The organism is Sphingomonas sp. (assembly GCF_019746015.1).
In the GTDB taxonomy this organism is placed as follows: domain Bacteria; phylum Pseudomonadota; class Alphaproteobacteria; order Sphingomonadales; family Sphingomonadaceae; genus Sphingomonas.
Genome location: NZ_JAIESM010000022.1, coordinates 23,509 through 46,841, shown reverse-complemented (window position 1 = coordinate 46,841; position 23,333 = coordinate 23,509). Strand labels below are relative to the sequence as shown.

Below are 23,333 nucleotides of genomic sequence, written 5' to 3'. Positions count from 1 at the left end.
GAACGGGGTGGCGTGCTCAATTCACGGGCACCAGCTCGATCACGTCGATGATCGATTCGAACCCCGGGCGCGGCAGCACCAGCCGCCAGCGCGCCTCGCCGATCCGTTCGATGAACCCGACCAGGTCGCGCCGAGCGTCGCGGCCATAGCGGGTGGCCTTTTCCTCGCTCTCCAGCGCCAGCGTGCCGAGGAAGATCGCCCGCGCCGCATCGCGCGGATAGAGCCGGCCGACCGGGCGCTGCTGCCCGCCCAGCTTCTCGAAGTCGCGCAGGACGCCCCTCGCCTCCAGCCGGCAGGCAAAGTCGGGATAGGCGGTAAAGTCGGCCATCGCCGTGCCTTTCGCGCCCAGCTTGAACACGCGGCAGCGATAGTCGCCGGCCGGCGGCATCGCGCCGTCGGAATAGGCATGGTCGGGGTCGAACAGCTCGCCGCCCTCGGCAATCGCCGCCGGGGCGGCGCGGCGGGCGCGGTCGAGCCCGGCAATCCAGGCGTCGCGGCTGCCGCGCAGTCGCTCGCGGTCTGCGGGGGTGATCACCTGCTCCCAGCGGGTCGGCTCCTGCGCGGCGACCAGCGGCGCCGCGATCAGCAGCGCGAGTGCCGCGCGCCTAAGCCGCCGTCCAGCCGCCATCGATCGTCAGATTGGCGCCGGTGATCTGGGCGGCATCGTCTCCGCATAGATAGAGCGCGAGCGAGGCGACCTGCCCCGCCGTCACGAACTGCTTGGTCGGCTGGGCGTGGAGGAGCACGTCGTTGATCACCTGGTCGCGCGTCATGTTGCGCGTCTTCATCGTGTCGGGGATCTGCTGCTCGACCAGCGGCGTCCACACATAGCCCGGGCTGATCGCGTTGACTGTGATGCCAAAGGTCGCGGTTTCCAGCGCCAGCGTCTTGGTCATCCCGGCGATGCCGTGCTTGGCCATCACATAGGCCGACTTGTTGGGGCTGGCGACCAGCGAATGGGCGGACGCGGTGGAGATGATTCGCCCCCAGTTGCGCGCCTTCATCCCCGGCACCGCCGCGCGGCACAGATACCAGGGCGCGGCCAGGTTGATCGCCATGATCGCCTCGAACTTTTCGGGCGGAAACTCCTCGATCGGGCTGACATGCTGGATGCCGGCATTGTTGACGATGATGTCGACCGAGCCGAATTCGGCCGCCGCACGTGCCGCCATGGCCGTAATCTGGTCGGGCTTGCTCATGTCGGCCGCGTCATAAAGCGCGCCGGCGCCGCTGATCGTGGCCAGATTGGCGCGCTCCGCCTCGATCGCGGCGGCATCGCCAAAGCCGTTGATCATCACGCTCGCGCCGGCGCCCGCCAGCGCCTTGGCCACTTCAAGCCCGATGCCGGAGGTCGAGCCGGTAACGATCGCTGCCTTGCCTTTCAGGAACATGCACTTACTCCTTGCAGCCGGGATGATCCGGGTTGTGGCTGCAGATGTCGAAGGCAGCGCTGGCCCCGGTCAGGATATTCTGGGCCAGCACCTCGGCATTGGCCATCGCGGCCTCGATCGCCTGATAGCCGGCGGCCCAGTGCTCGCGCATCGTCATCGCGGAAAATTCATAGTCGCGCGCGTCGCTCTCCCAGCTTTTGGCCCGGTGAATGAGCTGGACGATGTTGAGCGGCTTGTCCTCCACCATTTCGGCCAGCCGGTCGACATAGGCGTGATGGCGCAGCTCGGGCGGCAGCTTGGCGAGCAGCTTGCGTACCGCTTCATGCTCCTGCCGCGCATGGATCGCCTGGTCGGACACCAGCCGGGTGCGGCTGGAGAAACGGATTTCCTTCACCCGCGCCTCGACATCGGCCATCGTGCGCGGGCGCTTGGCCGCGGCGGGGAACAGATCGACCTGAAACGCCAGCATCGCATGGGTCTGGTTTTCCAGCACATGGCTCAAGGGCGTGTTCGACACCAGCCCGCCGTCCCACCACAGGCAGCCATCGATATCAACGGGTGGCAGGCCCGGCGGCAACGCACCCGATGCCATGATGTGGCGCGCGTCGATCCGGTCGGTGGTGGTGTCGAAATAGCGGAAATTGCCGCTTTCCAGATTGACCGCACCCACCGACAGGCGGACCGGGCCGTCATTCACCCGGTCCCAGTCAATCAGCGCGTCCAGCGTCTCGCGCAGCGGCCGCGTGTCATAATAGCTGAGCGCGGCCTCGCTGCCCGGTGGTGCAAATTGCGGCGGCCAGCCGCGCGGCTCGAAAAAGCCGGGCACCCCGGCCATCAGCACATAGCCCGCCGACCATTGATGCGCGAGCGCGCGCAGCTGTTCATCGGGAAACATCAGATAGGCGGGCAGCGCGCTGGTCACCTTGTCCCAGAATTGGTGCAGCCGCTCCACGCGCCGCTCGGGCGGGTTGCCGGCGACGATCGCGGCGTTGATCGCGCCGATCGAAATGCCGGCGACCCAGTCGACATCGATGCCGGCCTCGGCCAGCCCCTCGATCACGCCGGCCTGATAGCTGCCCAGCGCGCCGCCGCCCTGCAGCACCAGCGCGACCTGCTCCGGCAGCGGCATCGCCTTCGCCCGGCGACGCCGGGGCAATGAGTCTTGATCGGCCATGGCGGCTTCATGCGCCCTAAAGCACTGGCAAGCAACGCCCGTTTGATGGCAGATCGATGACGGCGGCGCAGGCTTGCCTCGTCCCGCCGCTTGGCCCAAGAAAGACGGGCATCAAGCGCGAGATGACCCATGCGGCTCGACGATTTCGACGACAATATCGAAGTGGGCGACCAGCGCGGCCAGAGCTTTGGCGGCGGCGGCTTTTCGCTGGGCGGCGGCGGCGGCGGGCTGATCTTCAGCCTGTTGCCGCTGGTGATGAGCCGCTTTGGCTGTGGCGGGGTGGCAGTGCTGCTGGCGGTGCTGTTCTTCTTCGGCGGCGGGCTGCAGGGGCTGATGGGGCCAGGTAGCGTGGCGCCCGGGCGGATCGGCGCGCCCCCGGCGGCCGGCACGGGTGCCGCCGCCACGGCCTGCCGCGTCGATGCCGCCAGCAAGGAAGCGTGCGACGCGTTCAGCTCGGCCAACCGCACCTGGCGCGCGCTGTTCGCGCAAGCCGGCGCGCAATACGACCCGCCGATGCTGCAATTCTATGGCGGTGAGGGGCGCTCCGGCTGTGGCGAGGCGCAGGCGGCGATGGGGCCGTTCTACTGCCCGGCCGATCAGGGCATCTATCTAGACACCAGCTTCTTCAACGAACTGTCGACGCGGTTCGGCGCGGGCGGCGACTTTGCCCGCAATTACGTGATCGCGCATGAATTCGGCCACCATATCCAGAACCTGCTCGGCACCTCCGCGCGGGTGCAGCGCGAGATGCAGCGGGTGGGCCGCGTGCAGGGCAACCAGCTGTCAGTGCGGCTGGAGTTGCAGGCGGATTGCTATGCCGGCGTCTGGGGCGCGCAGAACCGCGCCCGGCTCGACCCCGGCGATATCGAGGAAGGCATGCGCGCGGCGCAGGCGATCGGCGACGACACGCTGCAAAAGGAAGCGCAGGGGCGCGTGGTGCCCGACAGCTTCACCCACGGCACCAGCGCCGAACGCATGGCATGGCTGAAGCGCGGCCTGGAAACCGGCGACCCCGCCAGATGCGACACGTTTTCGGGCAGCATCGATCAGTGATGTTCCCCAGCCGGATGGCGCTCGATGATGAGCGCGGCCGGAACGGGGCCAATTCGGCGCGCGCCCTGTAACAACGGGGCAGGAAGGCACTCCTCCTCCCCTTCAGGGGAGGAGGTTGGGAGGAGGGGCCTGTCTGAAAGGCGCGACGTTGGTTGACAGGCCCCACCCCACCCCCTCCCCTGAAGGGGAGGGGCTTGGTTCGGCGGCAATCCTTACTTGACCACGGCCTGCCGCCCGGCCCGCGTCACACCCGGACGAGCATCTTGCCCTTGTTGCTGCCGCTGAACAGGCCGAGGAACGCGTCGGGCATGGCCGCCAGCCCGTCGAACACGGTTTCCTCGCGCACCAGCTGGCCGCTCTGCAGCCAGCCGGCCATGTCGCGATAGAATTCGCCGGCCCGCGCCATATAGTCGCTGACGATGAAACCCTTGATCGACAGGCGCGCGCCGATCACCCGCGCCAGATAGCGCAGCTCGGTCGGCTTGCCGTCATTATAGATGTCGATCATGCCGCAGATCGCAAAGCGCGCGCGCTCATTGGCCACCGCCAGCGCGGCGTCGAAATGATCGGCGCCGACATTGTCGAAATAGACGTCGATCCCCTTCGGCGCGGCGGCCGCCAGCGCCTTCACCAGCGAGCCTTCGGCCTTGTAGTCGATCACCGCGTCCGCGCCGAGCGACTTGACCCAGGCGCATTTGTCGGCGCCGCCGGCCGAGCCGATCACCGTCATCCCCTTGGCCTTGGCGATCTGCACCACGGTCGAGCCGACCGCACCGGCGGCGGCCGAAACGAACACGGTGTCGCCTTCCTTGGCGGCGGCGACGTCGAGCAGCCCGAAATAGGCGGTCATCCCCGGCATGCCGAGCTGGCCGAGATAGGCCTGCGGCTCCACCGGCAGATCGGGCAGCTTCTGCACATGCCCGGCCGGCACCACCGCCTCGTCACGCCAGCCGGCCATGTGCATCACCAGATCGCCGACCGAGACCGACGGATCGGTGCTTTCCACCACTTCGCCAACCGCGCCGCCCTGCATCGGCTCACCCAGCGCGAAGGGCGGGGTATAGCTTTTCACGTCGTTCATCCGGCCGCGCATATAGGGGTCGACCGACAGCCAGCGATTGGCGATGCGCACCTGGCCGGGCTCAAGCGCGCCGCCGAGCACGTCGACCAGCTCGAAATTGTCATGCGTCGGCGTACCGAAGGGACGGGTTTTAAGGGTCCAGGCTTGGGGCACGACCATACTCTCCTTTTGAATTTGGCCGCACAGTTGCGGCAAAACGGGGCGATTGCAACGCGAAACTGCACGCGCGGCAATGGGCACCGGCAATGAAGCGTGGCAGGCGGCGGGGATGTTGCATCGGCCTGCAACTGCCGCTAATGGCGTCGCTTCCGGTAGCGGGGCTGTAGCTCAGATGGGAGAGCGCTGCAATCGCACTGCAGAGGTCAGGGGTTCGATTCCCCTCAGCTCCACCACCGAAACCGGATAAACCCCCAGAAAATCTTTGGTTTTTTCTTGGCACTCTTAGGGGTGCCGCTGTCACTCCCGTAGTGGGCCGTAGGCTGCACTCTTGGGGCACTGTATTTCCGTTTGGCGGATCGTGGTGCCAAGCTGTGAGTTGACGAGGCCGATTAGCCGGCACTCGTGGCGGGGGTGATCCCTTCAGTGCATTACATCGGGAGAAGCAGATGAACGCTTTAGCTGTTCCCATCCTCACCGCCCGCGCCCGGCGGATCAATGAGGCGCACCGCAGGGCCACCGAGGCGGTCGATCATCGCTGCGCCTCGCTGATTATCGACGGCATCCTGGTGGATGGGCTGACGATCGGTTAAGGAGCTGGCATGGACCAGATGTTTACCCTGCTGCTCTCGGAAGGGCAGCTTGCCGCGATCGAGAACGCCCTGGCTTTCCACGCCTCGCGCATGGAAAGCGGCGCCCCCACCGCCCCCTCCGAGGAGCGTGGGGGCCAGATGCTCGCCGCCGCCGCGCGGTCTCGGGCGCTGCTCCACGCGATCGCCGCGGCTCGGCGAGAGCCTGTCAAGAGGCAGTAGTTTTTCGAGGCGACTGGGCGGGGAAACAACTTTCCTACAAAGTTACGGAACTGTTATGTTCCGTCTGCCGGGTAGTTCCGGTTAGCAGGTGTATTGTGTGGAGAGACTATCTCGGATAGGAGGGTATCTGAACGATGAATAGGCAGTCTATTCCCGAGGAGACTGGACCGGTATCGGGAGGAGGGGCGGAAATGGGAGAACGTGCGATGGAGGCGAGCCAAGGTATGGAAGCGGCGAGACCGCCGGACAGCGCGAACGCGCTCTACAGGCGCGTGCGCGGCTTGCACGACTTATCTTCGGCGATCCTGGTGTTGGCGGAGAACGCGAGTGACCGCATGACGCTGCCCCAAGCCGTGTTCTTTCTGGCGGCAGCGGCCGCCGACATGGCTGGCAAGCCGGAGACCTACACCGAGATCAAGGAGGCCGTCGGGCCGATCATCAACCGATCTCTCCACTCGACGTACAAGGTCTTCCTGGAGGAGCACGAGGTCAGCGAGGGGTCGCGCCAAGCGGCCCTCGGCTGGCTCTACCGAGAGACCGATCGCAGGGACCAGCGCCGGAAGTACCTGCGGCTGACCAGCGAAGGCCGCGCGGTCATCTCCGCGCTGCTGGAGGGGTTCCGTCCCACTGGACGGCACCCCCACCAATCAACCGAGGAGGATTGAACCATGCGGCTCTACAAGAAGCCGGGCTCGGGTGTCTATTACATGGATGTGCAGGTCCCCAGCGGGGACGGGCTGGTCCGAAAGCGCATGTCCTGCGCGACCTCCAGCCACACCGAGGACCTTCTCGGCATCCGGGACTGGCTCGGGCACGCGGACATCAAGATCACCGCCGCGCGCTATCTGCACCTGCTGCTCGGAACCACCCTTCCCGGACGGGAGATCATGGACGCCTACGGAAGGGCGGGATTGGTCCCCGCTCTTGGGGGATTTCAGGATCACGTCGGAAGTGTCGAGGGGATATCGGATTGTCCGCCTTCTGGAAACACTGGGGCCGGTTTGGCATCCGGCAGCCACCTAACGCATTGAAAATACAGGAGCAGCTCCGCTCAGCTCCACCACCGCCGTGCCGGACGATCAGGCGAGCGCCGAGACCGGACGACGCGCGTAAAGCCCGTAGGCCGCGATCACCGCGTAGCAGGCAATCGGCAGGATGAGCGCGGCGCGCAGGCCCGACTGATCGGCCAGCCAGCCATAAAGCGCCGGCACCACCGCCCCGCCGACAATCGCCACGTTGATGATCCCCGATCCGTCCGCCGCGCGCCGGCCCAGCCCTTCGCTGGCGAGCGTGAAGATGACCGGGAACATGATCGAATTCATCAGCCCCACGCCCAGCAGCGCATAGCCCGAAACCGCGCCGGTCGTCGCGATCGAGACGATGATCAGCGCGCCTGCGCCCAGCGCGTTGAAGGCGAGCACCATCGCCGGGCTGACCACGCGCAGCACCGCCGATCCGGCAAAGCGGCCGAGCATCGCCAGCCCCCAGTAGATCGGGATGAGCTTGCCCGCGTGCTGCTGCGTGGCGCCCAGTGAGTCGGCCAGCATCAGGTTGCCGACCAGAAAGCTGCCCACCGCGACTTCGGCACCGACATAGAGGAAGATGCACAGCGCGCCCAGGCCAAAGCGCGGCCGCCTGAGGAGGGCGAGCCCCTGCGCCAGGCTCGATGCCTCGTGCTGCTCGCCCTGCACGCGGTTGCGGAACAGCCAGACGGCGAGCGCAACCGCCGCGAGCGCCGCCGCAATGCCGAGATAGCCCGTCACGATCGCCTGCGTCTCGGCAGTGCGATAGGCATCGAGCTCGGCGCCCGACAATTGCCCGGCGCTCACCTTGGCCAGGCTGCCGAGGATCAGGATCGCGCCGAAATAGGGAAAGATCGTCGTACCGAGCGAATTGAACGCCTGCGCAAAGGTGAGCCGGCTGGGCGCGGTGCGCGGCGGGCCGAGCAGGCTGATCAGCGGGTTGGCGACGACCTGCACCAGCACCACGCCGCTCGCCAGCACGAAATAGGCAAGCAGGAACACGCTGAACGTCGCCGTCTGGCTCGCCGGGATGAACAACAGGCAGCCGGCGATCATCGTCACCAGCCCGGCGACCGCGCCGCGCATATAGCCGATGCGCTTGACCAGCTTGGCGCCCGGAATGCCGACCACGGCATAGGCGACGAAGAACCACACCTGCACCAGCGACGCTTCGAAATTGTTGAGCGTGAACAGCTCCTTGAGCTTCGGGATGATGACGTCGTTCAGGCTGGTGATGCCGCCAAAGGTGAAGAACAGCGCGAAGACGAACATCTGCAGGTCGGGCGCGTTCACGCCCTGGTCGGCGGGGGCATTGGCAGCAGCGGGGGCGAGGGCCATGGTCTATCCTTGCAAGGCGGCGAGCTGGTGATGGTGCGGCGCGAAATGGGTCGCGCAGATGTTCAGGAAATGGTCGATGCGGGCCATGTCGTGCCCGCCGGTCACGGCGCGCAGCTCGGGCGGGAAGGTGCCATAGCCGGCGAGCAGGCAATGCCAGCTGATCGCGGAATAATAGCCGCCAATGCCCAGCCGGTCGACCGCCTCGACCAGGTCGCCACCCGAATACCAGCAATGGAGCAGCGCCTTCAGCGTGTCCGACAGGGCCGGGTTGGCGGCATTGTCGCGCCAGTAATCGCTGTCGCTGCGCTGGTTCACCCGGTAATGGCAGACGATATAGTCGCGTATCCCCTCATAACGGGCATTGATCCGCGCGTTGAACTCGTCGCGGTAGCGGGGCGTGAAGCCGCCGCGCTCGAACGCGTCGATGAACCCCTCCACCGTTGCCTGCACAATGTGGAGCGCGGTTGCCTCCAGCGGCTCGATAAAGCCCTGCGCCAGCCCCACGGTCAGGCAATTGGCGGCCCAGCTTTGCGCCACGCGGCCGACCTTCATCGTCAGGTGGCGCGCCTGCGGATCGTCGCCCAGCCCCAGATGCGCGCGCAGCTCCGCCTCCGCCTGGTCCGCGCTCAGATAGCGCGAGGAATAGACATAGCCATTGCCGGTCCGCCCGGTCAGCGGAATGTCCCACACCCAGCCGGCCGACAGCGCGGTCGCTTTGGTGTGCGCGTTGATTGCCTCGCCCTGGCGCGGCGTGGGCATCACAACGGCTGAGTCGTTGAACAGATTGTCGGCAAAGGGCAGGAACGGCACGCCCAGCGCCGCCTGCGCGATGACGCTGCGAAAGCCGCTGGAATCGACGAACAGGTCGCCACTCACCAGCGCGCCATCCTCGGTCCTCAGGGCGCTCACCTGGCCATCGGCGGCGAGCACCACCTCGACCACTTTCAGCGGCAGATGCTGCACCCCGTTCGCCACCGCATGCGCGCGCAGGAAATTGCCCACGCCATAGGCATCGAAATGATAGCCATAGCTCACCTCGAACGGGAAATCGGGCGCGGCGTGCGGCCCGCGCTGCGCGGCGGCCAGGCGCGCGGGCAGATAGAATTGGTCGGGCCGCGCGGCCAGATCCACCCCGCCCCGGCGCGCGGCGGCATGGCTGAAAAAGGCGTCGTTGGTGTGCACATCCAGCATGCTGGGGAAAGGGTGGAAATAGCTGTCGCAGCCGGGCCGTTCCGACCAGCCGTGAAAGGCGATGCCGGTCTTGTAGGTGGCGTTGCACGCCGGCATCCACTCGCGCTCGGCAATGCCCAGCCGGTCGAAAAAGGCCTTGAGCTGCGGGGTCGATCCCTCGCCCACGCCGATGATGCCGATGTCGGGGCTTTCGATCACCGTCACCTGTGCGCGGTCTGGCGACCAGGCCCGCGCGAACAGATTTGCCGCCATCCAGCCGGCCGTGCCGCCGCCCAGAATGACGATGCGGATCACGCCGCCGGCTCCGTCAGCAGCCAGCGCAGCACCTCGGGAAAGCGCTCCGCCCAGGCATTTTCCTCATGCGCGGCACCGACATAGCTTTTGGTTTCGAAATCGCGGCCCGGCTGCCAGCCATTGGCGATCATCCGCCGGTCCACCTCCACCTGCCAGGGGCCATAGAAGCTGTCGAGCGTCTGGTCGCCATGGTCGAACCAGACGCGCCGGCCGGCCGGCGGCCCTAGCCGGTCGCGCAGGAAAATGTCCCACGCGCCCAGCACGCCGGCCTGCATGGCATTCACGCGGCTGGGGTCGGCCAGCGGCCAATGGGTGGACAGGCACGCCGCCGCGCCAAAGGTCTGCGGATAGGCGGCGAGCGCATAGAGCGAGATCAGCCCGCCCATGCTGGAGCCGGCGACGAATGTGTGCTCCCGGTCTTTCAGCGTGCGATAACGCCGGTCGATCATCGGCTTCAGCTCGGTTGCCAGGAAGCGCAGATACCCGTCCGAATAGAGCGGCCGCGCGATGAAGCGGTCCGCCTCTGCCTGCGCCGCCGCCGGCAGCGACGCATAGAGCGCCTGCGGAAAATATTGCGCGGCGCGCGCCTTCTGGTGCCAGATGCCGACGATGATCGCGCCCCTGGTCGCGCCCTCGGCGATCAGCGCGGCCATCGCCTTATCGGCCGCCCACACCTTGTTATAGCCCGACTGCTTGGGGAAGAAGAGGTTCTGCCCGTCATGCATGTAGAGCACGGGGTAGCGATCCCGCCCCCGGGCATAGCCGGGCGGCAGCCAGATCGTCACATGCGCGGGCTCGGGCAGGTTCTTGGAGGCGACGCGCGGCAGATCGACGAAGCTGCCGGTGGCGGCGGCGGGCGGCTTTTTCGCCAGCGCGGGCGCCGCGCCCAGCAGCGCGAGCAGCAGCAGCAGCGCGCGGATCATTTGCGCTTGCCCGGCGCGACGAAGCGGATCGCCTGCCCGCCGCCCGGCGCCAGCGCGAGCGACAGCGTGTCGACCGCCGTCACCTTGCGGCTTTCGATGATGATCGCGTGGCGCTTGTCGGTGCGGTAATCGGCATCGGGCGCATCGCGATAGATTTGCGCGGTATAGGTGACGCCGGGGGTCAGGAAATCGAGCTTCACCGACAGGGTGCGCGCTTCCTCGTCGGTCACCGCGCCCAGATACCAGTCGGCGCTGTGCCGGTCCTGCCGGGCGATCGTCACATAATCGCCGACCGCGCCGTTCAGCACGCGGGTATCGGCCCAGTCGGTGACGACATCCCTGATGAACCGGAAGGGGCCGGGATAGCGGGCGTAGTTTTCCGGCGTATCGGCCGCCATCACCACCGGCGAATAAAGCACGACGTAAAGCGCCAGCTGCTTGGCGATGGTCGACTGGATCGCGCTGTCATTCTGGCCGGTCAGGCTCAGCACGCCGGGGGTGAAGTCCATCGGCCCTTCCAGCATCCGCGTGAACACCAGGTTCGCCTCATGCTCGGGCGGGTTCTTGCCGCCCCAGGCGTTATATTCCATGCCCCGCGACCCCTCGCGCGCCACCCAGTTGGGATAGGTGCGCTGCAGCCCGGTGCCCTTGATCGGCTCATGGCTGTCGATCGCCACATGATAGCGCGCGGCCGCCTCCAGCACGCGGACATGGTGGTTGGCCATCCACTGCCCCTCATGCCATTCGCGCAGGCGGGTGCCGTCGGGCTCGACACGCTCGATCTGCCCGGCATCGGTCACATAGCCCGTCTTCACCACCCGCTCGCCATGGTCGGCGGCGAATTTGAAGGCGGCGTCGAACTGCGCCTCATAATGGCTGGCCGCGCCCCCGGTTTCGTGATGGCCGATCAGCGCCACGCCCTTCGACCTGGCATAGGCGGCGAGCGCTTTCGCGTCGAAATCCTCGGTCGGCTGGGCGAAATTCATGTCGTTGCCATTGCCGAACCATTGCCCGTCCCAGCCGATGTTCCAGCCTTCCACCAGCACCTGGCCGATGCCGTTGGCGGCGGCAAAGTCGATATAGCGCTTCACATTGGCGGTGGTGGCGCCGTGGCGGGGGCCCCGCGCCCAGGTCCAGTCGCCCTTGATCATGTTCCACCACACGCCCACGAACTTGCCCGGCTTCACCCAGCGCACATCGCCCAGCTTGTTGGGTTCGTTCAGGTTGAGCATCAGGTGGCTCATATAGAGCCCGGCCGCATCATCGGCGATGATCAGGGTGCGCCACGGCGTGTGCCACGCGCCGCTGCGCACCACCTTGGGGCGCCCGGCGCCCGGCGTCAGCGTGGCGCGCAGCGTATTGCCGTCGGTGCGCGCCACCGCCATGCCCGAATAATCGACCAGCGCCGCCTCGTGCAGCGCGACATGGGTGCCGTCCGCCAGCCGGATCGTCACCGGCGTGTCGGCGGTGCCGACGGCGGCCAGCGGCGTCTTGTTGTAGAGATATTCCTCGCGGTTCCACAGGAATGCCGGCTTCCACCATGCCGTGCCATCCTGCGCAAAGGCGAATTCGGTCAGCTCATCGGCAATGTTCGCGGTCTTAAGCGCGGCCTGTTCGGGAAATTCATAGCGGAAGCCGACGCCATCGTCATAAAGGCGGAACACCACATCATAGCGGCGGCCCGGCGCCCCCTTGTCCTGAAAGCGCGCGCGCAGTTCGCGGAAGTGGTTGCGGATGGTGCGCCATTCGCCCCAGGGCTGTTCCCAGCTGCCATCCTCGTCGCGCATGGTGGCGGCAACGAACATCTGGTCGCGCTCGATCTTGGCCTGATCGGTGAACAAAAAGCCCAGCCGCGACTTGTCGAGAATGGCGGTGCCGCGCCGCGACACGGTGTAGCTCACCCGCCCGTCGCCATCGATATAGAGCGCCACTGCCACCACGCCGCCGGGCGACTGGGCGGCGGCAACGGCCACATCCTCCGCCAGCGCCGGCGTGCCCAGCATCAGTGCGGTGATCGCCGCGACCAACCACCGCACCCCGTTGATCGCTGCCCGCTCCATCATCGCTTCCCCTGCCCTGCCCGTCATCGTGCGACCGCAATCAGCCCGGCAAACGCGCCCAGCCGGCCGAGACCGGCGTCGTTCACGCTCTCGATCACCTGCCACTCGCCCTCGGGTCGCCAGTCGCACGGCGCCTCGCCCAGGTTGAACGCGCAGATCAGCCGCTCGCCCGGCACCACACGCTCGAACACCAGCAGCGTCTCGGTCGCGGTGGTCACCTCCATGGTGCCGGTCAGCAGCGCGTCGCTCGCCCGGCGCCGGGCGATCAGCCGGCGGGTGAGGTTGAGCATCGACTGCGGATCATGCGCCTGCACCTCCGCCGCCAGCGCGCCATGATCGGCGCCCAGCGGCAGCCAGGGCCGCGCGGTCGAAAAGCCCAGATTGGGCGAATTCGCACACCACGGCATCGGCGTGCGCGCGCCGTCGCGCCCCAGCGTCAGCGGCCAGTTGGCAATCGCCTCCGGGTCTTTCAGGTCGGCATAGCCGATCTCGACCTGGGTCAGCCCCAGCTCGTCACCCTGATAGAGGAACACATCGCCGCGCAGGCACAGCAGCAACAGCATCGTCATCCGCGCATAGGCAGCGCGCGCGTGCGGCGGCGCCCAGCGCGAAATGGCGCGCGGCGCATCATGGTTGGAAAAGGCCCAGCTCGGCCAGCCAATGCCCGGCGCATCGGGCCAGCGTGCGGCCGTATCGCGCACCAGCGCCGGGGTCAGCCGCTCGGCATAGAGAAAGTCGAAGCTGTAGGCGGAGTTGAAATGCGCGTCGCCGGCGGTGAACGCCTTCATCTCGCGGTCGCTGTCCGCCCCGCCCACTTCGGCCACGCTGAAGGTGGCGCCATAGCTGTCGAGCACTTCGCGCATCCGCGCGATGAAGCGCGGGATATCGGGGTGCGACTGGTTGTGGACGTGCAGCTGGAAATCGAACGGGCGGCTGCGCGGCGCGGCGCTGGGCGGCGCCGGCGGATTGTCGGTGAGCGCGGGGTCGTGCATCGAAAAGTTGATCGCATCGACGCGGAAACCATCCACGCCGCGATCGAGCCAGAAGCGCGCGGTATCGAGCAGCGCATCCTGCACATCCGGGTTGTGCAGGTTGAGCTGCGGCTGGCTGCTCAGGAAATTGTGCATGTAATATTGGCCGCGCCGCGCGTCCCACGTCCAGGCCGGGCCGCCGAACACCGATTGCCAGTTGTTGGGCGGGCTCCCCTCCGGCTTGGCGTCGGCCCAGACATACCAGTCGGCGCGCGGATTGTCTCGGCTGGCGCGGCTCTCGGCGAACCAGTCATGCGCGTCCGACGTATGGGCATAGACCTGATCAATGATGACGCGCAGCCCCAGCGCATGCGCCCGCGCGACCAGCGCGTCGAAGTCAGCGAGCGTGCCGAAAATCGGATCGACGCCGCAATAATCGCTGACGTCATAGCCGAAATCCTTCATCGGCGAGGGAAAGAAGGGCGACAGCCACACCGCCTCCACCCCCAGCGACGCGACATGATCCAGCCGGGCAGTGATGCCCGGCAGATCGCCGATCCCGTCGCCGTTCGAATCGACAAAGGAGCGCGGATAGATTTGATAGATGGTCGCGCCGCGCCACCATTCGCGCGCCGCGTGCGGATGCTCTTCGCGCAAGACTTGCGATGTGCTCACGGATTGACCCTGCCCTTACAGATTGCATAGCCGAACGCCGGCACTGTCAGCCGGACGCTGCCCGGCGCGGAAACGGCCGCCGGGCAACCGCCGTCGAGCGTGTCGAACCCGGCCACGTCGCTGGCAATCGCGATCTGCCGGGTGATCGGCTCGGCCGAGGTGTTGAAGGCGATCAGCACGCGCTCGCCGCTCGCTGCGTCGCGCCGCGTCACCGCGAACAGCCCCGGCTTGTCCTCAGCCGCGCGCACGGTGGTGATGCCCCGGCGCAGGGCCGGGTGCGCGGCGCGCAGCTTGGCCAGACCGGCAATCAGCCGGTACAGCGGGTGCTGCTCGTCGAAATTGGCCACGGCGTTGGTCGATGTCGTGCCCAGCAGACCATGGTCGGTATAGCGCGCCACTTTGCTGGCAAACATGTCTTCGCGCGCATCCTGATCGCCGCCATAGCCGACAAAGCCCTGCTCATCGCCCGAATAGACCGTTGGCACGCCGCGCAGCGTGAGCAGCATCGCGTGCGCCAGCTTCACCCGCGCCAGCTGCTCGGCGGCATCGGCGCCGGGGTTCATCTGCCGCACGAAGGTGGCAAAGCGGCCGCCGTCATGGTTGCCAAGGAATGTCGGCAGCGTCCGCGCCGTGTCTGCGCCGCCCTCATAGATCGCATCATTGGCAAACAGCTCGGCCAGCAGGTCGGTGCCCTTGCCCTCCGCCAGGGCGCGGATCACCGCGATCTGAAAGCCGAAATCGAGCACGGCGGGAAAGCCGTCCACCCGGGTGTGGCGGGCCAGCTGCGCCGTATCGAACACGCCCAGCGCAACCTCGCCAAAGATGTGGAAGTTCGGGATGCCGCGCGCGCGGGCGTGCGCACGGATGGCCGGCACAAAGGCCTGCCAGAATTCCGGGTTCACATGCTTGGCGGTGTCGATGCGATAGCCGTCGATGCCGAACCGGTCGATCCAGCCCTTGAAGATGTCGATAAAGCCGGCGACGACGCGGGGGTCCTCGGTCGCCAGATCGTCCAGCCCCGCAAAATCGCCATAGGTCACGCTCTCGCCGGTCCAGGTCGAATCGCCGCGATTGTGATAGAGCGTGATGTCGTTGAGCCACGCCGGCGTTTTCGCCTGCTCCTCGCCCTTGGGCAGATAGGGGGTATAGGCAAAGCCGGGGTCGGTGAGCCTGGCGAAATTGTCCGGCGTCTGCACCGCATCGCCGGCAAAGCCCGGATTGATCGCCGCGCCATCCACCCCGCCGCGCCGCGAAAAGGGATAGTCCCCCTTCGCGCGATAGGGGCAATTGGTGTCGGGCACGCACTGGCGATATTTGATCACGTCTGCCGTGTGGTTGACGATGATGTCCATATACACCTTGATGCCGCGCGCGTGCGCCGCATCGACCAGCGCCTTGAAATCGGCATTGGTGCCGAAATGCGGGTCGACTTGCGTGAAATCGGTGATCCAATAGCCGTGATAGCCCGCCGATTCCGCCCCCGGCGGGCCCTGAACCGGCTTGTTCTTGAAGATCGGGCCGACCCAGATGGCGGTCACGCCCAGATGCTGCAGATAGTCCAGCCGGCGGATCACGCCCTTCAGGTCGCCGCCATGGTAGAAGCCCTTGCTCGTCGGGTCATAGCCGGTTTTCAGCCGGTCCCCGGTCAGGCCGCCACGGTCATTGGCCGGGTCCGCATTGTCGAAACGGTCGGGCAGCAGGAAATAAATGATCTCGTCTTCGGGCAGGCGCGAAAGATAATTCTGCGCCGCCGCCGGCATGGCGGTTGCCAACAGTGTCAACCAGACTGTCAACCAACGGATCATGCGGGGGTCAGCTCCAGCTTGGGCGCAGCGCAGTGGCGCGCGATGAAATCGGCATGGTCAGGCAGTGCCGCTGCACTGTCCGCGCTGTGGCGGCGCATCGCCTCCAGAAAGCGGGCAAGCTCGGCAGCGGGCAGCGCATCGGCCAGCGGATGATAGCCGGCCGGCATCACCCCCTGCCCGACCAGCACCTGCAGCCAGCCCAGCTCGGTGAACAGCTCCTCATGCTCGCGGAACAGCCGGCCATTGGCGCGGAACAGCGCGAGCCTGGCGGACAGGCCATCGGGCACCGCCATCGCTGCACAGTCTCGCCAGAACGGCTCGTCGCGGCGATTGGCGTGATAGTGCAGCACCAGGAAATCACGGATCGCCTGCCACTCGAAATCGCTCTGCCGGTTGAACTCGGCAATGTCGGCGGGGTCGAAACCAGCATCGGGGAACAGGTTGAGCAACCGCGCGATGCCGGCCTGGATCAGGTGGATGCTGGTCGATTCAAGCGGCTCCATGAACCCGGCCGCCAGCCCCAGCGCGACGCAGTTCTTCACCCACATCGCCCGCCGCTTGCCGGTGGTGAATTTGAGCGGGCGCGGATCGCCCAGCGCTTCGCCGTCCAGCCCGGCGAGCAGCTGGCGCGCGGCACTGTCATCGTCCAGATGCGCGCTGCAATAAACGAGGCCGTTGCCGGTGCGGTGCTGGAGCGGGATCCGCCACTGCCAGCCAGCGGCATGCGCGGTCGAGCGGGTATAGGGGGTGAGCGGCGCCACCCGAGCACAGGGCACCGCGAGCGCCCGGTCGCACGGCAGCCAGCGCGACCAGTCGTCATAGCCCGCGCCCAGCGCCTGCTCGATCAGCAGCCCGCGAAAGCCCGAGCAATCGATGAACAGCGCACCGTCGATGCGGGTGCCATCGGCCAGCGTCACGCCCTCGACAAAGCCGTCCTCGCCGCGCAGCCGCACGTCGGCAATGCGCCCCTCGCGCCGGATGACGCCGGCTGCTTCGGCCCGGCGACGCAGGTAGGCGGCATAAAGGCCGGCGTCGAAGTGGAAGGCATAATCATGCCCGGCCGGCATCCGCCCGGGCTGGTCAGCGGGCGGCTGGAAGCGGTTGGCGGCGGCGGCCTGCGCGCCGGTCGAATAATCCCAGAGCGAGACGGGCGACCCCTCGGCCCGCGCGCGCAGCCAGTAATGGTGGAAGGGCAGCAGCCCCAAAGGCTGGCCGACCATGCCGAACGCGTGGATATAGCGACTGTCGGCCGCACCCCAGCCGACAAATTCGATGCCCAGCTTGAAGCTGCCTTGCGTCGCGCGCACGAAATCAGGCTCGGCAATGCCCAGGCCCTGGTTGAACAGCTTGATCTGCGGAATCGTCGCCTCACCAACGCCGACCGTGCCGATCTCGTCGGATTCGATCAGCGTGATGCGTGCGTTGCGCCCGGCGAAGCGCACGAGCGCCGCCGCCGCCATCCATCCCGCCGTGCCACCGCCGACGATGACAATGTCGCCAATCCGCGCGCGCGCCATGCCACCCTCTTGCAGGTTACCCTGCCCGGCCAACACGGCCGGGCAGGGGCCGGTTTACCGCTTAATAGCGATAGGTGAAGCCCGCCAGGAAGCGCCGGCCATAGGTCTGGAAGTCGATCACGTTGAACGGCAGGCCCGGGTCCTGCGTGCGCAGCGGCGTGTCGAGCAGGTTCTGGCCCTGGATGTAGAGCGACAGGCCCTTCAGCGGCCCCTTGCTGAAGTCATAGCCGATCTGCGCGTCGAACAGCGTTTCACCCAGCACCGTGCGGCGCGTGCGGGCGGCGCCAAAGCCCGACAGTTCACCGACGAAGCTCGACCGGTAGCGGATGCTGCCGCGCGCGTTGAAGCCCCATTTCTCGAAATAGCCCGAGACGTTGGCAACCACCTTCGAGAAGCCGGGCAGCTGCTCCGGCGGCTGGCCCGGAGTCGGGCGGATGCTGGTTTCGGTGAACGAGGCGCTGCCCGTGATGCCGAAGCCGGAGAGCGCCGGCGTGATGATCTCGAACGGCACAGTACCCGCCAGTTCGACGCCATAGATGTTGCCGCCCTGGCCGTTGATCGGCGCGTTGACGAAGCCCTGGAAGTTGATCGGCCGGCCGATGTTCGGCACCGGGAAGCCGGTGAAGTCGAACGGAATGTCGGCGTTGTAGATATAGCTCTTCAGATCCTTGAAGAAGGTCTGCACCGCCAGATAGCCGCGGGCGCCGAAATATTTTTCGATCGACAGGTCGAACGCGTTGGCGCGCCACGGCCGCAGATTGGGATTGCCCGAGCCGCCGGTGACGAGGCCATTGTTGTTGTCGACACCGAACGACAGCGTCGCGCGCATATCGTCAAGCCGCGGCCGGATGATTTCACGCGCCGCGCCGACGCGGATCACCCAGTCGCTGTTGAACCGCATCGACAGGTTGAGGCTGGGCAGGAAGTCGTAATAGCCGGTGCTGGCGTTGCGGAACCGCGCGCCGATATTGGGCGAGCCATTGGGGTTGGTACCCAAGAAGATCGCCGTCGCGCCTTGCGAATTCTGGTCGGTGGCGATCATCTGCAAGCCGACATTGCCGGTCAGCGTGCCGAAGCTGAATTCGGACTTGATATTGGTCTGCAGATAGGCGGTCAGCAGCTTTTCCGACACGTCGAACGCCTTCACCACCACGTCGCCGAACGGATTGGGCACGCGGTTGTAGACCCCGGCATTGATCAGCGCGATCGGATCATAGCTGATCACCGGCCCCAGTCCGAAGGTCAGGTTGCTGGTGCCCAGGCGGAACTGCGGCGGCACTGCCACGCTGGTGGTGCCATTGGTATTGGCCGCCAGCCCCAGGAAGAACTCGTCCGGGCGCAGATTCTTGCTGCGGTCGGTATAGTTCAGGCCGAACGTCACCGAGTCGATGAAGTTGCCACCGAACTTCTTGGTCACCTCGACCCGGTACTGGCCCAGCTGGTCGCGGATGATGCGGTTGTTATAGTAACCGTCCTGCCCGCCGAGAATGCGCTGGCCGTTGACGGCGGTCTGGTTGCCGCCCCAGCCCTGCGGGCTGGTCAGCAGGATGGAATTGTAATCGCCATAGTTCAGCGTCGGGCGGAAGGTGGTGCCCGTCGTCGTGCTGGTGAAGGCCAGCGTGTCGGTGGCGCCATTGCCCTGGCCGCGGCCGGTGCCGGCATAGCTTTCCAGCACCAGCTCGTTGCGGTCGGTGCGCGAATAGCTGATGTCGAGCATCGCGCTCCAGCCATTCTCGCCTTCATATTTCAGGTTATAGCCAAAGGCGTAGAGCTTCGCGCGGCGCTGGAACACGTCGTTGCGCACCACGCCCTTCACGTTGGAGAAGGTGCCCGAGGTGATGACGCCGTTCTGCACGGTGCCCGGCGTCAGCCGCACGTCGTTGGCGCCGGTACCGACCGCAAAGCCCAGCGGCAGTTCGACGCCGCGCTTGATCTGGTCGTCGTTGAAGCTCGAATAGAAACCGTCCACGGTCGCGGTCAGCTCGGGGATCGGCTGCCACTGCACCGTGCCCTGAAGGCCGAAACGCTCCAGCGTGGTGGAGGTGTTGTACGACTTCGAGCCGCCGATCACGCTGCCCTGCGGCCGCCCGGCATAGCCCCAGGCGTTGAATTCGCGGTTCTGATAAGGCTCGTTGTTATAGGCGACCGACAGCACCACGCCGAGGGTGTCGTTGAGGAACTTGTCGGCATAGACGGCATTCGCGCGATAGCCGAACTGGCCGGTGCGGGCGTTGAGGGTGCCGGTATCGACATAGGTGCCGCGCGCGCCGACCGAGATGATGCGCTTGGTCAGTTCCAGCGGGCGGATGGTGCGCAGGTCGACCGTGCCCGACAGACCCTGGCCGACGATGTTGGCCTGCGGCGTCTTGTAGACCAGCACCTGGCTGATGACTTCCGACGGATACTGGTCGAACTCGACCGCGCGGTTGTCGCCGGTCGAGGTCTGCTCGCGGCCGTTGAGCAGCGTGGTCGAGAAGTCCGGCGCGAGGCCGCGGATCGAGATCGAGGCGGCGCGGCCCGAAATGCGCTGCGCGGCAAGGCCCGGCAGGCGGGCAATCGATTCACCGATCGAGGCATCGGGCAGACGGCCAATGTCTTCCGCCGTCACCGATTCAACAATCTGGTCGCGGCCCTTCTTGGTGCCGATCGCGCTTTCCAGCGACTGGCGGAAGCCCTGGACGACGATGTCGCCGCTGGTCTCGTCGGCCGGGGCTTGGTCGGGCGCCTGGTTCGGGCCTTGCGCGGCGGCAGCGGTCGCCTGCGCCTGCGCGGCCGATGTGCCGAACGCGGCAAGCCCGATCGCCAGCGCGCTGGCGCCGATCTTGAGCGTGTTGCGACGATAGATGGCGGTCATACCGAAAAGCCCCTCCGAATGTCGGCTGCGCAGCCCTTCTGGACGGCGTCAGCCCGTTTCTGTTCCTGGACGCGCCCCATTGCGCCCACCCAACCAATTGGCGGGATGTCGCATTTATCGGCACAGGAGGGGAACATTCCCACATACGTATTCAATTCGTGCTTTTGCTGCGCAGCAATTTGCGATAGCCTCGGCCCGACCCGCAAGTACCGGGCGTGTAGGCGTAGCGAGGGGAATGCCTGGCCGTGAAGGAACGCACGACCTCTTTCGACATTGCCCAGCTGGCCGGCGTGTCCCAGCCCACGGTCAGCCGCGCGCTGTCGGGCAGCCCGGCGGTGAGCGAGGCCACGCGCAAGCGGATCGAGGCGATTGCCCGCCAGCTGAACTACACGGTCGACAAGAACGCCTCGTCGCTGCGCCGCCGCCAGTCGCGCACGCTGGCGCTGCTGTTCTTCGAGGATCCGACGCCCGACCAGTCGCTGATCAATCCCTTCTTCCTGTCGATGCTAGGGTCGCTCACCCGCACCTGTGCGCTCAGGGGCTATGACCTGCTCACCTCGTTCCAGCAGCTGTCGAGCGACTGGCACGTCGATTATGAGGACAGCCACAAGGCCGATGGCATCATCCTGCTCGGCTATGGCGATTTCGAGGATTATCGCACCCGGCTCGACCAGCTGGTGGCACAGGGGACCAAGTTCGTGCGCTGGGGCAGCCCCGATCAGGGTGCCGCCGGCACGGTGATCGGCTGCGACAATGTGCGCGGCGGCGAGCTGGCGGGCGCGCATCTGGTCGCCGCCGGGCGTCGGCGCATCGCCTTTGTCGGTCAGGCCTCCAGCCATTATCCCGAATTCGACGATCGCCATCGTGGGCTTTGCCAGGCGGTTGCGGTAGCCGGGCTGGACGCGGAGGTGGTGGCGCAGGTCGATGCACTCAACACCCAGCAGGCCGGCTATGACGCGGTGCACGAGCTGGTGCGGCGCGGGCCGGCACCCGACGCGCTGTTCTGCGCGAGCGACACGATCGCGATCGGCGCGCTGAAGGCGCTGGGCGAACTCGGCCTCAGCGTGCCCGCAGACGTGGCCGTGGTGGGTTTTGACGATATTCCCGCCGCCAGCCTGACCCACCCGCCGCTGACCACCATTGCCCAGCCCTATCTGCTGGCCGGCGAAATGCTGGTCGATGCGCTGCTGAAGCTCATTCGCGGCGAGACGGCGGAAACCATCCTGCTGCCAGGCCGGCTGATCGTGCGCGGATCGACCACCGGCTGATCGGCGCGGCCCCGGGGGATTGCAGCCGGCCCGCCCCCCTGCCACCCTCGCGCGCGTAAGGCCCGGGGAGGGGAAATGACAAAACCGCGCCAGTCCGCCGCTGGGCTCTGGAATATCTCGTTCGGCTTTTTCGGCATCCAGATCGGCTTTGCGCTGCAGAATGCGAATATGAGCCGCATCTTCCAGACGCTGTCGCCCGACGACCCGGACATTCTGAACAAGCTGCCCGCGCTTTGGGTCGCGGCCCCGCTGACCGGGCTGCTGGTGCAGCCGGTGATCGGGCATTTCAGCGACCGTACCTGGCTGGGCGCGCTGGGGCGGCGGCGGCCCTATTTCCTGGCCGGCGCGCTGCTGGCGACGCTGGCGCTGTTCGTGATGCCGCTGGCGCCGGCGCTGCTGGTCGCCGCGTTCATGCTGTGGGTGCTCGATGCCAGCCTGAACATCTCGATGGAGCCGTTCCGCGCCTTTGTCGGCGACATGCTGCCCAAGGATCAGCATGCCAGCGGCTATGCGGTGCAGACCGCGTTCATCGGCGCGGGCGCGGTGGTCGGCTCGCTGTTTCCCAAGCTGCTCGAGCTGTGGGGCGTGGCGAACACCGCGCCGCCCGGCGCCATTCCCGATACCGTGCGCTATGCCTTCTGGTTCGGCGGCGCCTGCCTGTTCGTGGCAGTCGGCTGGACGGTGCTGACCACGCGCGAATACAGCCCCGAGGAGATGGCCCGGTTCGAGCGCGACGGGCACGACGGCGGCGGCGACACCATCCGCCTGCTCGCCGAGCGCACGATGGGCGCCAGCATCGCCTGGATCGCCGGTGGCGCCGTGGTGGCGGCGGCGGTGCGCCATTTCAGCTTCCAGCAGGAAATGTACCTGCTTGCCGCGCTGATGGCGGCCTATGGCCTGGCCAGCATCATTGCCATTCGCGGCGCGCGCGCGGGGCGGCCGCCGGCGCTGCTGGGCTCCATCGTGGGCGATTTTTCCGGCATGCCCCAGCTGATGAAGCGGCTGGCGCTGGTGCAGTTCTTCAGCTGGTCGGCGCTGTTCATCATGTGGATCAACACCACCGCCGTCGTCGCCGAGCATGCTTTCGGCACGACCGACGCCAAGAGCGCGGCGTTCCAGGCCGCGGCCAACTGGGTCGATGTGCTGTTTGCCACCTATAACGGCGTCGCCGCCATCGCCGCGCTCACCTTGCTGCCGATGCTGGCCAGGCGGATCGGCGCGGCGCGCACGCATGTGCTGGGGCTGCTGTGCGGGGCGGCGGGCTATGCCAGCTTCTTCCTGATCCGCGACGCTCAGTGGCTGCTGGTCAGCGAGGTGGGCATCGGCATTGCCTGGGCGTCGATCCTCGCCATGCCCTATGCCATTCTGGCCGCCTCGCTGCCGCAGGCGAAGCTGGGTGTCTATATGGGGCTGTTCAACGTTTTCGTGGTGGTGCCGCAATTGCTGGTGGCAACCCTGATGGGGTCGATCATGAAGATGTGGTTCCCCGGCCAGCCGATCTACACCATGGCCTTTGCCAGCGCGGTAATGCTGCTGGCCGCGCTTGCCATGCTGCGCGTGGCGGCGCCTGCGCCCACGCCGGCTGCGCAGGCGGTGTAGGGGGATTTTGGTCGAGCGGCTTTTGAGAGCATTGCCGTCACCCCGGGCCTGACCCGGGGTCCCGCTGCCTTTTCAGGCGCTGCAATCTGTGGCGCCGCGCACAAGGAAAAGCGGGACCCCGGGTCGAGCCCGGGGTGACGAGCACAGTC

19 protein-coding genes and 1 tRNA gene are annotated in these 23,333 nt (G+C 66.8%); 8 read left to right on the top strand and 12 right to left on the bottom strand.

Features of this window, described 5'->3' with window-relative positions:
* Nucleotides 1–16: 16 nt before the first annotated feature.
* From K2Y03_RS03595 to K2Y03_RS03585, 3 genes are read right to left on the bottom strand one after another with little or no spacing between them, the layout of a single operon-like run.
* Nucleotides 17–628, bottom strand: coding sequence for a DUF4893 domain-containing protein (locus K2Y03_RS03595; RefSeq protein ID WP_294088340.1), 612 nt, complete (start codon nucleotides 626–628; stop codon nucleotides 17–19).
* Entirely contained in the window at nucleotides 606–1,391 is a 786-nt protein-coding gene (locus tag K2Y03_RS03590; protein ID WP_294088338.1) for a 3-hydroxybutyrate dehydrogenase, read from the bottom strand. The genes K2Y03_RS03595 and K2Y03_RS03590 overlap by 23 nt, the downstream gene beginning before the upstream one ends.
* Nucleotides 1,392–1,395: 4 nt before the next feature.
* Nucleotides 1,396–2,565 (bottom strand): patatin-like phospholipase family protein, encoded by a 1,170-nt coding sequence (locus K2Y03_RS03585; RefSeq protein WP_294088336.1) that lies wholly within the window; start codon nucleotides 2,563–2,565, stop codon nucleotides 1,396–1,398.
* Between the two features lie 129 nt (nucleotides 2,566–2,694).
* Between K2Y03_RS03585 and K2Y03_RS03580 the strand changes: the two genes are divergently transcribed.
* Nucleotides 2,695–3,618, top strand: coding sequence for a neutral zinc metallopeptidase (locus K2Y03_RS03580; protein WP_294088334.1), 924 nt, complete (start codon nucleotides 2,695–2,697; stop codon nucleotides 3,616–3,618).
* Nucleotides 3,619–3,862: 244 nt separating this feature from the next.
* Here the strand turns inward: K2Y03_RS03580 and K2Y03_RS03575 are convergent, their stop codons facing one another.
* A complete protein-coding gene (locus K2Y03_RS03575; protein WP_294088332.1) occupies nucleotides 3,863–4,858 on the bottom strand; it encodes an NADP-dependent oxidoreductase in 996 nt (331 codons plus the stop codon).
* 157 nt (nucleotides 4,859–5,015) lie between these two features.
* Here K2Y03_RS03575 and K2Y03_RS03570 point away from each other — a divergent pair.
* The 5 genes from K2Y03_RS03570 to K2Y03_RS03550 all read left to right on the top strand — a co-directional run bounded on the left by K2Y03_RS03570 (nucleotide 5,016) and on the right by K2Y03_RS03550 (nucleotide 6,698).
* Nucleotides 5,016–5,091: transfer RNA gene (locus K2Y03_RS03570), tRNA-Ala, on the top strand.
* A 213-nt stretch (nucleotides 5,092–5,304) separates the two neighbouring features.
* On the top strand, nucleotides 5,305–5,448 hold the full coding sequence (locus K2Y03_RS03565; RefSeq protein ID WP_294088330.1) for a hypothetical protein: 144 nt from the start codon (nucleotides 5,305–5,307) through the stop codon (nucleotides 5,446–5,448).
* 9 nt (nucleotides 5,449–5,457) lie between these two features.
* Entirely contained in the window at nucleotides 5,458–5,667 is a 210-nt protein-coding gene (locus tag K2Y03_RS03560; RefSeq protein ID WP_294088327.1) for a hypothetical protein, read from the top strand.
* 191 nt (nucleotides 5,668–5,858) lie between these two features.
* On the top strand, nucleotides 5,859–6,332 hold the full coding sequence (locus tag K2Y03_RS03555; protein ID WP_294088325.1) for a hypothetical protein: 474 nt from the start codon (nucleotides 5,859–5,861) through the stop codon (nucleotides 6,330–6,332).
* A gap of 3 nt (nucleotides 6,333–6,335) precedes the next feature.
* The gene (locus K2Y03_RS03550) at nucleotides 6,336–6,698 is read left to right on the top strand and encodes a hypothetical protein (protein ID WP_294088323.1); all 363 of its coding nucleotides are present in this window, start codon (nucleotides 6,336–6,338) and stop codon (nucleotides 6,696–6,698) included.
* A gap of 48 nt (nucleotides 6,699–6,746) precedes the next feature.
* Here K2Y03_RS03550 and K2Y03_RS03545 read toward each other — a convergent pair whose 3' ends face one another.
* The 8 genes from K2Y03_RS03545 to K2Y03_RS03510 all read right to left on the bottom strand — a co-directional run bounded on the left by K2Y03_RS03545 (nucleotide 6,747) and on the right by K2Y03_RS03510 (nucleotide 20,317).
* Complete coding sequence (locus tag K2Y03_RS03545; protein WP_294088322.1) at nucleotides 6,747–8,027, bottom strand: sugar MFS transporter; 1,281 nt, start codon at nucleotides 8,025–8,027, stop codon at nucleotides 6,747–6,749.
* A gap of 3 nt (nucleotides 8,028–8,030) precedes the next feature.
* Entirely contained in the window at nucleotides 8,031–9,512 is a 1,482-nt protein-coding gene (locus tag K2Y03_RS03540) for a tryptophan halogenase family protein (protein WP_294088320.1), read from the bottom strand.
* On the bottom strand, nucleotides 9,509–10,435 hold the full coding sequence (locus tag K2Y03_RS03535) for an alpha/beta hydrolase-fold protein (RefSeq protein ID WP_294088318.1): 927 nt from the start codon (nucleotides 10,433–10,435) through the stop codon (nucleotides 9,509–9,511). Before K2Y03_RS03535 ends, K2Y03_RS03540 begins: the two co-directional genes overlap by 4 nt.
* Nucleotides 10,432–12,438, bottom strand: coding sequence for a glycoside hydrolase family 97 protein (locus K2Y03_RS03530; RefSeq protein ID WP_294088390.1), 2,007 nt, complete (start codon nucleotides 12,436–12,438; stop codon nucleotides 10,432–10,434). Before K2Y03_RS03530 ends, K2Y03_RS03535 begins: the two co-directional genes overlap by 4 nt.
* Before the next feature lie 80 nt (nucleotides 12,439–12,518).
* Nucleotides 12,519–14,141, bottom strand: a complete 1,623-nt coding sequence (locus K2Y03_RS03525; protein ID WP_294088316.1) for an alpha-glucosidase — start codon at nucleotides 14,139–14,141, stop codon at nucleotides 12,519–12,521.
* Nucleotides 14,138–15,901 carry an alpha-amylase family glycosyl hydrolase gene (locus K2Y03_RS03520; protein ID WP_294088389.1) on the bottom strand — a complete coding sequence of 588 codons (1,764 nt, stop codon included), beginning with the start codon at nucleotides 15,899–15,901 and terminating at the stop codon, nucleotides 14,138–14,140. Before K2Y03_RS03520 ends, K2Y03_RS03525 begins: the two co-directional genes overlap by 4 nt.
* Nucleotides 15,902–15,942: 41 nt before the next feature.
* Nucleotides 15,943–17,463 (bottom strand): tryptophan halogenase family protein, encoded by a 1,521-nt coding sequence (locus K2Y03_RS03515; protein WP_294088314.1) that lies wholly within the window; start codon nucleotides 17,461–17,463, stop codon nucleotides 15,943–15,945.
* 61 nt (nucleotides 17,464–17,524) lie between these two features.
* On the bottom strand, nucleotides 17,525–20,317 hold the full coding sequence (locus tag K2Y03_RS03510) for a TonB-dependent receptor (protein WP_294088312.1): 2,793 nt from the start codon (nucleotides 20,315–20,317) through the stop codon (nucleotides 17,525–17,527).
* 239 nt (nucleotides 20,318–20,556) lie between these two features.
* On the opposite strand from K2Y03_RS03510, the gene K2Y03_RS03505 reads away from it, so the two are divergent.
* Together K2Y03_RS03505 and K2Y03_RS03500 are read left to right on the top strand one after the other, a co-directional pair.
* A complete protein-coding gene (locus K2Y03_RS03505) occupies nucleotides 20,557–21,585 on the top strand; it encodes a LacI family DNA-binding transcriptional regulator (RefSeq protein ID WP_294088388.1) in 1,029 nt (342 codons plus the stop codon).
* Between the two features lie 75 nt (nucleotides 21,586–21,660).
* Nucleotides 21,661–23,184 (top strand): MFS transporter, encoded by a 1,524-nt coding sequence (locus tag K2Y03_RS03500; protein WP_294088310.1) that lies wholly within the window; start codon nucleotides 21,661–21,663, stop codon nucleotides 23,182–23,184.
* Nucleotides 23,185–23,333: the final 149 nt, after the last annotated feature.